Origin of the sequence: Steroidobacter gossypii (assembly GCF_016801985.1) — a bacterium.
Taxonomy (GTDB): Bacteria; Pseudomonadota; Gammaproteobacteria; order Steroidobacterales; family Steroidobacteraceae; genus Steroidobacter; species Steroidobacter gossypii.
Genome location: NZ_JAEVLS010000004.1, coordinates 411,979 through 424,033 on the forward strand (window position 1 = coordinate 411,979; position 12,055 = coordinate 424,033).

9 protein-coding genes are annotated in these 12,055 nt (G+C 63.5%); 4 read left to right on the forward strand and 5 right to left on the reverse strand.

Features of this window, described 5'->3' with window-relative positions; all coding sequences use genetic code 11:
- Positions 1–28: 28 nt before the first annotated feature.
- Complete coding sequence (locus JM946_RS18785; protein WP_203168894.1) at positions 29–787, reverse strand: SDR family NAD(P)-dependent oxidoreductase; 759 nt, start codon at positions 785–787, stop codon at positions 29–31.
- Between the two features lie 222 nt (positions 788–1,009).
- Here JM946_RS18785 and JM946_RS18790 point away from each other — a divergent pair, with 222 nt between their 5' ends.
- Positions 1,010–3,886: a di-heme oxidoredictase family protein gene (locus tag JM946_RS18790; RefSeq protein ID WP_407700574.1), complete on the forward strand. Its 2,877-nt coding sequence runs from the start codon at positions 1,010–1,012 to the stop codon at positions 3,884–3,886.
- A 46-nt stretch (positions 3,887–3,932) separates the two neighbouring features.
- Here the strand turns inward: JM946_RS18790 and JM946_RS18795 are convergent, their stop codons facing one another.
- The gene (locus tag JM946_RS18795) at positions 3,933–6,977 is read right to left on the reverse strand and encodes a M36 family metallopeptidase (RefSeq protein WP_203168896.1); all 3,045 of its coding nucleotides are present in this window, start codon (positions 6,975–6,977) and stop codon (positions 3,933–3,935) included.
- Positions 6,978–7,095: 118 nt separating this feature from the next.
- Between JM946_RS18795 and JM946_RS18800 the strand changes: the two genes are divergently transcribed.
- On the forward strand, positions 7,096–7,482 hold the full coding sequence (locus tag JM946_RS18800) for a c-type cytochrome (protein WP_203168897.1): 387 nt from the start codon (positions 7,096–7,098) through the stop codon (positions 7,480–7,482).
- Here JM946_RS18800 and JM946_RS18805 read toward each other — a convergent pair.
- Positions 7,479–8,123, reverse strand: coding sequence for a YciE/YciF ferroxidase family protein (locus JM946_RS18805; RefSeq protein ID WP_203168898.1), 645 nt, complete (start codon positions 8,121–8,123; stop codon positions 7,479–7,481). The two genes, JM946_RS18800 and JM946_RS18805, sit on opposite strands and share 4 nt — an antisense overlap.
- A gap of 230 nt (positions 8,124–8,353) precedes the next feature.
- Between JM946_RS18805 and JM946_RS18810 the strand changes: the two genes are divergently transcribed.
- Entirely contained in the window at positions 8,354–9,619 is a 1,266-nt protein-coding gene (locus tag JM946_RS18810; RefSeq protein ID WP_203168899.1) for a putative Na+/H+ antiporter, read from the forward strand.
- A gap of 66 nt (positions 9,620–9,685) precedes the next feature.
- On the opposite strand, the gene JM946_RS18815 is transcribed toward JM946_RS18810, so the two are convergent.
- The gene (locus tag JM946_RS18815) at positions 9,686–9,970 is read right to left on the reverse strand and encodes an EF-hand domain-containing protein (RefSeq protein ID WP_203168900.1); all 285 of its coding nucleotides are present in this window, start codon (positions 9,968–9,970) and stop codon (positions 9,686–9,688) included.
- A gap of 140 nt (positions 9,971–10,110) precedes the next feature.
- Positions 10,111–10,335: a hypothetical protein gene (locus tag JM946_RS18820; protein WP_203168901.1), complete on the reverse strand. Its 225-nt coding sequence runs from the start codon at positions 10,333–10,335 to the stop codon at positions 10,111–10,113.
- 316 nt (positions 10,336–10,651) lie between these two features.
- Here JM946_RS18820 and JM946_RS18825 point away from each other — a divergent pair, with 316 nt between their 5' ends.
- Positions 10,652–12,049, forward strand: a complete 1,398-nt coding sequence (locus JM946_RS18825; protein WP_203168902.1) for a pectate lyase family protein — start codon at positions 10,652–10,654, stop codon at positions 12,047–12,049.
- Positions 12,050–12,055: the final 6 nt, after the last annotated feature.

Below are 12,055 nucleotides of genomic sequence, written 5' to 3' on the forward strand. Positions count from 1 at the left end.
CGGGTGAGCTCGCGGTCGACCCCTCTTCTTATCTCACATACGAGCCGGCATTCAGATCGATGCTCGTGCCCGTGGCGTGATCCGCCAGGCCGCTCAACAGAAACACCACGGTGGGCGCGATGTCACTCGGCTCCGTCAATCTTTCCAGCGCGATGTCGTTCAGCGCGAAGCCCTCGCCGTACTTGTCGATGAAGGCTTGAGCCATCTCGGTTCGGGTGAAACCGGGCGCGAGTACGAACGACTTGATGTTTGCTTTGCCGAAGCCGCGAGCAATAGACCGGCTGAGAGCCACCATGCCGCCTTTCGAGGCCGCATAGGCCAGATAGTCCGGCGTGTCGCCGCGAAAGGCGGCTCGTGAAGCGATGTTGACGATGCGGCCGCCGCCAATCTTCTGAAAATGCGCGATGGCCGAGCGGCACAACAGCCCCGTCGCTGTGAGGTTGATCGCCAGGGTCGATTCCCAGGCGGCGTGCCACTGGTCGGTCGGCTGATCGAGCGGCGACTCGAGAGCGACGCCTGCGTTGTTGACCAGCGCATGCACAGCGCCGCAGCGCTGCTCCACCTGCTCCCACAATGAGATGCAGGATTGTCGATCGGCCAGGTTGGCGCCGACGGCGAACGCACCGTTGCCGATCTGCGCCGCCAACCTTTCCGACGCAGCCTTCTGAATCCCGTAGTGGATACAAACACGCGCGCCGGACGCCGCCAACGCTCGAGCGATAGCGGCGCCGATGCCGCGGCTCGCGCCGGTGACTAGAACGTTCTGTCCGGTAAGGTCGATTTGCACGACGCTGTCTCCATGGGCCGCGTGATTGGCACGCTGTCAAGACTGAAAGCATATGATGCAGCGGCGGAAACGCGATAGCGGAAGTTGTCTTCAGTGAGTGACGTCGCCTAACGGCGACGCGCCAGAGGCGACAGGTCTCCTCTTACGATGCACTGGCAGTCGTCTGCACAGTTCATCGAAAAGGAAATCTGCGTGTATAGGAACTCACTCATCGGGATCGCGATGGCAACGCTATTGGTTGCTTGCGGCGGAGGTGGCGGATCATCGGACTCCACTTCTCCCCCGCCGACGTCGACGGACCCACCGACCAATCAACCTCCGACCGATCAGCCACCCACCAACCAGCCGCAGCAGCCGATGCCCGAGCCGGAACTCGAGGCGCCGCCGGTCGCGACGCTTCCGGATATGCCCTCCGGCGGGCCCGCCATGCCGCCACCTCCGCCTGAGCTGCAACTGCCTTCGGGCGTCGATGTGAGCAACCCCGGCGTGGTGGTGAAACCCGTCGCGGCGACAGCGTCGAGCTTCCAGGGCGGCAACACCGCGGCCCGGGCGATCGACGGCGTCGGCAACACTCGTTGGGAAAGCCAACGCAGCGACGAGCAGTGGATCCAGTTCGATTTCGGCGCCAAGACCCAGCTCGGCTCCATGAAGCTCACCTGGGAAAACGCATACGGCAAGGAGTATTCGATTCTGGTCTCCGACGATGGCGACACGTGGTATCAGCTGCGTTACGTCGCGGGCGGCCGGGGCGGCGTGGAAGAGTTCATGAATCTGACTTCCAACGTTCAGTACGTCCGCATCAACGGCGTCAAGCGCGCCACGACGTTCGGCTATTCGTTGTACGAGGTCGAGTTCAAGTCGCCCGGCAGCGATAACTCGCTCGGCGGTCGGGTGACGACCTCGATCACGCCCTTCCCCAGCAGCGGTGAGCAACTCGCGCCGCCGGCGGCGGAGAAGCCGCCGCTCGAAGGCATTCAGTTCACGCTGGCCGACGGCACCATAGTGACGCGCTTCGGCGTGATCGGCCGTTCGCGCCATGCTCGCGAGCGCGGCGAAGAATGGAACGAGATGGGCCAGGGACCGAACGAAACGGTCGACGCCAACGGCAATCCGGTGGACAAGGGACCGGGCGCGCACCTCAACTTCGTGGCCAACTATTTCAAGAACCGCACCTGGGGTTTTGAAATCATCGACAACAGCCGCGTGGCCGGCGTCGACCGCCCGACCCTGCGCGTCAATCAATATTTCCAGCAAGCGCAGCGCGCCGGCGGTCATTCGTTCTTCCGCGCCTTCGATCGGCCCGGCGTGACGGGCTTCGGCTGGATGGCGCCGGGACGGCTGGTCGATCCCTCGTTGTATGGCAACGATCGCGCCAGCTGCGAGGTCGTGCCGAAACCGCCCGAAGGCCGACTGGCCAACGCGAGCGGCCTCAACGACGGCTGCAGCGTGACGGTCGACAACTACCCCGGTCATGCCGAGCTCAGTCCCGACGCCAATGGCATTCTGCTGCCCAACGGTCGCAGCGTGCCGTCGCGTGCGTTGAGGGTCGGCGACGTGATCGAAGTGTCGACTTCGTTCTTCTCCACGCCGGAGGCCATGGCCGCCGTGGGCGACTCGGGTGGTCTGCGCTACTACACCAACGAGTGGACCTATGTCGTGGGCACGGGCTTGCGTCCGTGGTACGGCGTGCAGCCACGACTGATGAACGCGCCGTTGCCGGAGGAAACGTTGCAAGGCGGTCTCGGCTCCGTCTCTTACGACTACGCCGACAACTCCACCTTCATCTTCCAGCAGCCGTTCAACAACATCGGCATGCAGAACATGCAGCGCTTCGTGGAAGGCCGACGCTGGTTCCACACCAACATGCGCACCGGCGACCACAACGAGCCGGGCAACGATCGCAATCTGGACGCGGTCGGGTTGCAGGGCATGTTCTATAACCAGTCGACCTGCTTCAGCTGTCACATCAACAACGGCCGCGGCCTCGCGCCTCAGGTCGTGAATCAGAAGCTGGATACGATGGTCGTGCGCACCGCTCAGACTGACGGCAGCGGCCAGCAACTGCCGCATCCGGTGTACGGTATGGCGGCACAGATGAATTCGCAGCCCGCGAGCGGCGGCGTCCGCACCGACTGGGGCACCGCGGTTCGAGTGTCGGGATTCGAATCCAGGACCGTGACGCTGCCGGATGGCACGACGGTCGAGCTGCGCAAGCCCAAGGTGCAGTTCGATGGACCGACTCCGAGCGTGTACTCACTGCGAAGTGCGCAGCCTGTCATCGGTATGGGGCTGCTCGAAGCCATTCCCGATGCCGACATCATTGCGCGCGCTCGCGTGGCTCCAGACACGGATGGCGTGAAGGGCACGGCCAACTATGTGTACGACCCGGAAACCGGCGACGTGCGCCTCGGCCGCTTCGGCTGGAAGGCGTCGAAGGCCAGCTTGCGCCATCAGGTGGCGGTGGCGGCGCTCCAGGATATGTCGGTCACCTCGCCGCTGTATCCCAACCGCGATTGCTTGTTTGGTCCGGCGCGGTGCACGACCGACAAGGTCGAGCCCGGCATTTCTGAAGACGTGCTCAAGCTGATGACCCGCTATGTCGCCATGCTGGGCGTGCCCGCTCAGCGCAGTGTGCCCAGCGGCTTTCCGAAAGGCGTGGCGCCGCTGTCGTATCTCGATGTGAATCCGGCGCAGGTGGCTGCCGGCGCCCGAGTGTTCGAAACCACCAAGTGCGCGGCCTGCCATGTCAAGGAAATGAAGACCGGCACACATTCGGAACTGGCCGAAGCGCGCAATCAAACCATCCGGCCGTACACCGATCTGTTGTTGCACGACATGGGGCCCGAGCTGGCCGACAACCTGGTCGAAGGTCAGGCCACCGGCAGCATGTGGCGCACCTCGGCGCTGTGGGGCATCGGTTACACCGAGAAGGTGGCCGGCGCCGGCGTCAGGGTCGGCTACTTGCATGACAGCCGTGCACGCACGCTGACCGAGGCCATCCTGTGGCACGGTGGCGAAGCGACCACGAGCCGGCGATTGTTCGAGCAGTTGAATACGCAAGATCGTACGGCGCTGCTGAGCTTCTTGAGCTCACTATAAAGGCGCACATCACGCCGGCAGCGTTGCTGCTGCCGGCGTGACTCAATCACCTCCGCTCAGCGTACATGCTGGAGAACACTGGCATGGCCGCGCCTCTGATCTCAATGCGCGACAGGGCCCAGTGGATGGGCTGAGGATCGAAGCCCTCTCCTGCCATCAGGCGCCAACGCAGTTGTATCGAGTGTCCGCCGAGCGCTTGGCCGAAATCCAGAATGTCTGTTTCCCATCCGCTGCTATTCCCTGAGTACGTGGCGCTGCCAGCGACCAGGTGAGTTGCGATACTTTGCCACGCGCCGCCGTCTACGCTGATTTCGATCACGCCTTCGGTGGGTCCGCCGAACAGTGACGTGCGAGTCAGGTCGTAGTCATGCGTGAGCATGATGCGCAGTGGAACGTCGGTGCGCACGTCGAACGGGACGGTCGCGAGATGCGCATCGAGGCCGATGTGTTCGCTACCGATGCGATATGCATATTGGCCGCGATGCTTCAGGCGTTGCCAGTTGGTCAAGTCGCTCTCGCAGGTGACCGGGCAGCCGTGATCCAGCTCGAAACCGGTGGTCCAGTCGGCGGCGAAGCTCTGCTCCGAGGACAGCCGGTCGGTCGTGAGATCGCGCCGGAGGTCGTAGTTCACGGTGAAATCTGCGTGCTGGCGCGCGTGTACGTCAGATCGCTGTTCATCGCGCGCCGTGAGTTTGAACGTCACTCTGGATGCGCCCGGCGCGAGCCGCACATCGAAGCCGGTCGTGTACTCCTCATTCGGCTGCAAGGCGATGCCGGCAGCTGAGGCGCCGGCGGGGAATACATAGGCGCCGGGCATTGCGGGCACCTGGATGCCCGACTCGGTGAGTGGCGTGAGGCCCGTGTTCTTCAAAGTCACGATCAGCTGTCCCGTCTCGCCAGCGTCCAGCACCCCGTCACCGTCGCCACTGGTCTCCGTGAGCTGCCAGTCCACGAAGGTCAGCGCCGCATCGGAGTTCGAGAAGCTTTCCTTGACGCTGTCATTGCTGGCGTCGTTCCGTTTGGGAGCGAGCGCGCCGGCACCGAAGCCGCGCTTCGCAAAGCCGCGCCGGCATAACTCATAATCGGTGAGATCGCTGGCGCGCATGGCGAACAGCACCGCGTTGCGCGCCTCGATGAAATCGGCATCCACAGGAAACATCTTCAGACCGGTGACGAGGTGCGCCAGAATGCGTCGCTTGCGGTCGTCGAAGGCGAATCGGGACTCGTCAGCGAGAATGTTTCGTGCGCACTGCCATAGCGCACTGGCCCACACCTCACCCGCGCTATGAATCTGCGGATTCGCAAGCGAACGGAATTTCCAATCGAACGGCCGCGACCTGGCGGCTGGCAAATCGTTGCTGTAGCCGATGTGACGCAGCGTCAGCGGGTTGATGGACAGGTCCGCTGAATACGGAAAGCGCCGGACGCCGTGATAGTAAGCATTGTCTGGATAGCCTGGCGAGCCTGCGGCGGGCAACGTGTCCCACGGCAGATCGTAGTCCAGATTCGTGTATGCGCCCGCCGCGTAGGCGCCGCTGAACGGCGTCGAATTCGGCGCGGCATTCCGATCGGACGCGGTTGCTGACAACAGCGTGGCGACGAAATCCGCGGTACCTTCATTCAACGCCTGGTTCTGCGCGCTCGGGCCGGCCACCGCCAGCCGGCCGAACAAAACATGCGTCCACTCGTGCGACAGCACCGAGAAATCGAACGCCGAGGGATCCCGCAGCGAACCGCTGAAATTGTTCGGCCCGAGGTACAGCTGCGGGCTTTCGCCATCCGCTGGAGCGAACGTGAATGAGCCAAGAAAGGCGGGATTGACGACGACGCGATCGCCGGCGAGACCGCCGCGGCCGTAGTTGTCATGCTGAGCATTGCCGGCCGCTTCGTCGAAGCCCAGGTCGTAGAACAGGTCGTGGAGATAGTTGACCGCGTAGAAGGCCTGGACGATCTTCGCATTCAACTGAGTGGAGGTCGTCGGCACCGGCGTGGCAGGTTCGCCCGGGATCTGCACATAGTCGGACGCGCTGGCAGTCACGTCATAGAAATAATCGAACCTCGCCGGGCCGCTCAGCGGAGCGCGGAAATCGCCCTCGTCGGGACTGAACATCGGACCGTCACCTTGAAAGTCCCAAACGCCGCCGACGGCGACCAGGCTATTGAAAAAGGCATCGGCGTTGTTACCGACGGTGTGGGTCGCGCCGACCGGCAGCCAAGGATCGCCGGTCGAGATTCCCGCATGATCGAGCGTCACGAGTTGCATGGGCGCCGGCGCGGTCGGCTGCCAACCGTCGGGAGCTGCGGTGGGATGAGGCGCGGTATCGCCGAATGCGTTTTCGAGCGGCGTGCCATCGGTGTCGCTGAAAACGCGATAGGAGTGAGCGTGATCGTGAGTCAGCCGGGTTCGTTGCAGAATGCTGCCGTCTTCCGCGGACACAACGGCACCCCACCCCTCGGCATGCGCTTGATTGGAGCGCCAGCCGAAGATCTCGACATAGTAGGCGGCGATCAACCGGCCCCGGGCGGGGAAATACACCGGCTTGAGTCGCGACGGACGCAGCGTTCGAAACGACGCCGACTGGACCGAGAAATACGAATATCCGCCGCGCTGTTCCAGCGCCGTCGGCGTGCCCGCTGCGATGCCGCTGTTCCTCAGCAATGCTTGCAATGCCGAGGCTGCATCGAGCCTGAACGCCGTGCTGCTCGCGGAACTCACATTCGGGCTGAAGCCGCCTGTCACCGCACGAACGACTCCGCTGCTATCCAGGACCGCGGCGATACGGCCTCCCCAGACTTCATGAGCACCGAGTGCTTGCGTGTAAGTGACTACGGTGGCGCCGTGTGGTGACGCATGCACGCTTGCTGGTTGCAACGGCTGCCCGCTCGCGACCCCAAGCTGGGTCGCGTGCGATGTGACAGCCCGGTGGGCCGAATGTAACAACTGCTGCCTGGAAACATTTTTCGCTGCCGCGGGCGTTGCGCTCTCTACGGTCAGCACAGTCGCGCGAGGCAGGTCCATCCGATCCCGCGCGACGGCCGACGAGGCCAGCGTTAGCAATGCAAGCGTCAAAGACCAGCGGTGCTTCACCACGCCCTGCCCTCCGTGAGCCTCTGTTCGGCGAGGCCAGCAACTTACTGCGGGGAGCAGCTCGGAACAACCCCAAAAACCCGGCGTTAAGCCTGCATAGGCCGTGTCGGGGGGAGTCTTTATGATCACTCGTGACGTTGTGGCGGCTGGATGGGTCGTGTTGGGGATCGCCTGGGCGGCGCCCCCCGCGTCAGCCGCGGAGCCGGCGCCCGCAGCCTTCAACAATCACTGCCGGACCTGTCATTCGGTGAAGGAAGGCGACCATCGGCTGGGACCGTCGCTGCATAAGATCCACGGCGCCAAAGCCGGCGCCTCTTCCGGCTACGGCAACTACTCGCAAGGCCTGAAAAGCTCCGGGATCACCTGGGACGATGCGACCCTGGACAAATTCATCCAGAATCCCGACCAGGTGGTTCCGAACAACAACATGAAGCCCTACAAGGGCATCGACGATCAGGCCGTGCGCCAGCAGATCGTCGACTACCTGCGCTCGCAAAGTTCCAGCTAGTGAGGAGCGCGACGCTCCGAGCTCGAGCTCCGGCGCGAACGTTTCGGGGTTTGCTGCACCTCGTCCTCCTCCTCGATGGCTTCGTCGGCGTCTTCATCGGCGAGCAGGTTGGGCAGAATCGACTCTTCGGCCAGCTGCGTCAGCTGTTGATCCAGGTCCCTGCCCTCGTCCAGCGCTCGCGTCATCGACTCCGTCACGGACCGGATACCCAGCGCCGCGGCCAAGGCGCGTGATGTGCCCCAGGCAGCGATGCAGTAGTGTTCGAGCTTCTGAACGCCGGCGATCAACACCGCGTCGCGCGCCGAACCCGGAGCGATCTCCTGAATGTGCTGACGCACGTCGTTCAGCAGACCTTCGGCCGCCACGTTCTTCTTGCGGCTGGGGCCCTGCTCCAATTCCTCGAACGCTTGCTCGATATCTTCGATGAGCTGCATTCCGGTCTCCATGCGCCGATCCAGATACTGCTGCAGCTGGGGCGACTGCGCCGCCTTGATGAACCGCGGCGCGATGCGCATCAGCTGATTCTCGGCGCTATGGATCTCCTGCAGCTCCAGGGTCAGCAACTCGGTCGCACCCGGCGACAGTTGCTTCGGCCGCGAACGTGTCTTCGCGCGCGCACGCGACTTTTTCTTGGTTGCCATCGAGCGTCCCTCCAATCATTGCCGAATCGTTGACCAGCATTGCAATGCATGCCGCGTCCGCAACGGACGCCTGCTCGCAACGACTCGAGCGTTGCGATCGTTCCGGCGGATCGATCCGTAGTGCACGCAGTACACAGCTCGATCTGTTACACTTCGCGCCGGGTGTCGCCGAATCAGGTCGCGCGATAGGTTCATGCGCTGGTCGGGCCGCCGCGCGACTTGACTGCGCCATGAATATAGAGACCGATCCGCTGCTGCAGAAGATTGCCGCCGTATTGTTCGCGCTGGCTCTGCTTCACACTTTCTCCGTCAAACACTTCGAACGGCTCGCGGTCCGCTCGCCGCGTCATGCCGGTCTGTTCCATCTGCTCGGCGAAGTGGAAGTCGTGTTCGGCTTCTGGGCCATCGTGCTGATCGCCTCCATGGCGTTGATGGCGGGCGGCGAGAATGCTGTGGCCTACGCCGAATCGCGCAACTACACCGAGCCGCTGTTCGTCTTCGTCGTCATGGTGATCGCGGCCTCGCGGCCCATCCTCCACGCGGTTCAGGCCAGTCTGCGAGCCGTCGCGCACCTGGCGCCCTTACCCACCCCGGTGATGCTTGCCTGGTTGAGCCTGGCTATCGTGCCGCTGTTCGGTTCGTTGATCACCGAGCCGGCCGCCATGACCATCGCGGCCTTGATGCTCGCTCCACAGGTGTTTCGGCCGCAGGTGCCAGAGCGCGCCAAATACCTGGCGTTGGGCGTGCTGTTCGTGAACATCTCCATCGGCGGCACCCTCACCTCCTATGCGGCGCCGCCAGTGTTGATGGTTGCCGCCACCTGGGGCTGGGACTCGACGTTCATGCTGCTCAACTTCGGCTGGAAGGCGGCGCTGGTGGTGATGATCAATGCGACCGTGGTGACCGCGTTACTGCGCAAGCAACTTCCCTCGATCGAGGGTGATCCCACGCTACAGGGTCCGGGCACTCCGCTGGTGGTAGTGTTCGTGCACTTCCTGTTCCTGGGCGCGGTGGTCATGTTCGCCCATCACCCCATCATCTTCCTGGGCCTGTTCCTGATGTTTCTGGGCTTCGCGCAGGCCTACGAGGAGTATCAAAGCCCGCTGATCGTGAAAGAGGCGCTGCTGGTCGGCTTCTTCCTCGCTGGCTTGGTATTGTTGGGCGGCATGCAGCGCTGGTGGCTGCAGCCCATCGTATCGAGCCTCGAACCGCTGGCGCTGTTCGTCGGCGCGACCTCTCTCACCGCGATCACCGATAACGCCGCGCTCACCTATCTCGGCTCGTTGATCACGGACATCAGCGACGAATCGAAGTACATGCTGGTCGCCGGCGCCGTGGCCGGTGGCGGCTTGACTGTCATCGCCAATGCTCCCAATCCTGCGGGAGCCTCCCTGCTGAAACGCGGCTTCGCCGATGAAACGATCGGTGCAGGCGGCTTGCTTCTCGGCGCCCTTGGCCCGACGCTGCTGGCCGCTGCAGCGTTCCTGCTCCTGTGACGTCGCTGCGCTCCGTGCGATGCACGGAGCGCAGCTCGTGATTCCATCAAGGATATCGAGTCAACACTAACGGTCGGTCACTGGCCGATCCGTGTTCTCACTGTTTTCGTACTCCAGCTTGCTGAGGAAGCCGTCGGAGTTCGAGTCTACCTTGGAGAAGCGCGCGCTCAGCACGTCCTCGCTTTGCGCCTCGGCTTTGCTCAACTGGTTATCGCCATCGCGATCCAATTGTTTGAACTTCACTTCCGAAGTGCGCATCGACGAGTCGCGGGTCTTGTCCCGTTTCGACTGGTCGTCCGCAACCGCGGTCGTGAACAGTGCCGCGGCGAACAATGCGATCAAAGCTTTCATGTATGCCTCCACCTGAAACGACGGTCCTGTAGCGGGGAACGGCGCAGCCCCACTGCAGTTCCAACCGAGCCTGCAGGAATGGGTGACGGTAAAGGTAGCCGCCACCGCACACAGCGTCAGCCAGTGACGCGTCGAGCGGGCTACTGAGCCGGATCCGGTGGCGCGGCAGTGGTCTGCTCGGTCGACTGGTCGTCGGCGTAGGGGCGTTGTTTGTTTTCTGGCACCTCGGTGGAGCGATCACGCACCGAGGGGCTCGAATCCATCGGCTTGCCCTCGAACGGTCCCTCGTTGTTCCGGTTCGGATCGTCACCGGTGCAAGCCGCGAGCACGCCGAAGGCAGCAATCGAAACAAACATTTTGCGCATGGCCCTTTCCTCGACGTTTCCCGGTGAATGCCTGTTCAACCGGAGCACGGCCGCGCAAGTTCCCATGAGAATGTTTCCGACGTCGCGCATGAGCGACGCGCACGCCTGCCGGATGTCGCCTTTAGGGTGCAGGTAAAGGCTCCACCGGGCTGCGGGTACACTCCGCCCGCGTTCAGGGCATCTCCGATGGGATCGCCGCCAGCGGGCTTGTAACTTTATTCGTGCTCCCGGCCCTGAGGCACGACTCATGCGGGTGGCCAGAGATGGCGACTCACGCAGACGTAAGAGGAAACCCATTCATGACCGAGATTCTCCGATGATGAAATCCAACCGCCTTTCCGCAGCCGGCGCTGTGCGTCACTGCCTGCTCGCCGCGGTTGCCGTCGCGTCCGGTGCTGCAACTTTTACCGCAGGCGCCGTTCCCGTGATCCCAGGGGCCTCTACCCATGGAATCACTACACCCGCCGGTCGGGGTGGCACCGTCCACCGCGTCACCAACCTCAATGACTCCGGCGCCGGCTCGCTGCGCGCCTGCGTGGACGCCACCGGCCCGCGCGTGTGCGTGTTCGAAGTCTCGGGCACCATTCGAATGAGCGGCGACCTGGTGCTGCGCAATCGAAACATCACGATCGCGGGTCAGACCGCACCCTCGCCCGGCATCATGCTTCGCGGCGGCGGCTTGTTCGTGAGAACGTCGGACGTGCTGGTTCAGCACCTCGCCGTGCGTCCCGGCGACGATCCCCAGGGCGAACCTGCCGGCAATCGCGACGCTCTGAAAATTTCGGGCGCGCCCGGCACCACCATCAGCAACATCGTGATCGACCACTGCTCCTTCAGCTGGTCCATCGACGAGGTGGCCAGCGCCTGGCAGAACTGGAACAACGTCAGCCTGACCAACAACATCTTCGCCGAGCCGCTGCATCAGTCCATCCACCCCGAGGGCGAGCACGGCTACGGCGTGATCATCGGCCCGGTGGACGGCAGCATCACGCTGGCCGGCAATATCATGAGCGGCGCCAAGTCGCGCAATCCGCTGACCAACGGCACGCGGACCGCCATCGTCAACAACGTGATCTACAACTGGTCGAACAAAGCGACCGAGATGCAGAGCCAGAGCGGCGAGCGGACCAACAACTCGGTGGTCGGCAATGTGTACGTCAAGGGCCCCGAGTATCGGCAGGACGGGCCGATCCTGATCCGCGGCGACTCGACGCGACTGCCCTCTGGCAGCCGGATATTCCTGGCCGACAACGATGCCGAAGGGATGACCTCGGATCAGTGGTCGATCGTGCAGTCGGTGTACGGCAGCGTGAACGTGCAGAACTTCAAGTCGACCTCTCCGGTCGCCTGGCCCGCCGGCTTCACGACCTTGCCGACCGCCGGCGGCGTAGCGCTGAATCATGTGCTCAAGTTCGCGGGCGCGCGGCCTGCGGATCGCGATTCAGTGGATCGCCGCGTCGTGCAGCAGGTGCGTGATCGCACCGGCTCGTTCATCAACTGCGTGGCGCCGAACGGCACCTCACGTTGTAACAGGAACGCGGGCGGCTGGCCGAACTATCCGGAGAACCGTCGTGCACTTCAGCTGCCGGCCAATCCGAACACCGTGACGGCGAGCGGCTATACCAATCTGGAGCTGTTCCTGCACGGCATGGCCGCCGACGTCGAAGGCCGTTCGCGTCGCTCGCCCGAACCGCCGGTGCTCAGCAGCCGATAAGTTCTA

Coding starts and splice junctions, on each gene's coding strand:
- JM946_RS18790 (WP_407700574.1), top strand. CDS start 1,010: ATGGCAACGCTATTGGTTGCTTGCGGCGGAGGTGGCGGATCATCGGAC.
- JM946_RS18800 (WP_203168897.1), top strand. CDS start 7,096: ATGATCACTCGTGACGTTGTGGCGGCTGGATGGGTCGTGTTGGGGATC.
- JM946_RS18805 (WP_203168898.1), bottom strand. CDS start 8,123: ATGGCAACCAAGAAAAAGTCGCGTGCGCGCGCGAAGACACGTTCGCGG.
- JM946_RS18810 (WP_203168899.1), top strand. CDS start 8,354: ATGAATATAGAGACCGATCCGCTGCTGCAGAAGATTGCCGCCGTATTG.
- JM946_RS18815 (WP_203168900.1), bottom strand. CDS start 9,970: ATGAAAGCTTTGATCGCATTGTTCGCCGCGGCACTGTTCACGACCGCG.
- JM946_RS18820 (WP_203168901.1), bottom strand. CDS start 10,335: ATGCGCAAAATGTTTGTTTCGATTGCTGCCTTCGGCGTGCTCGCGGCT.
- JM946_RS18825 (WP_203168902.1), top strand. CDS start 10,652: ATGATGAAATCCAACCGCCTTTCCGCAGCCGGCGCTGTGCGTCACTGC.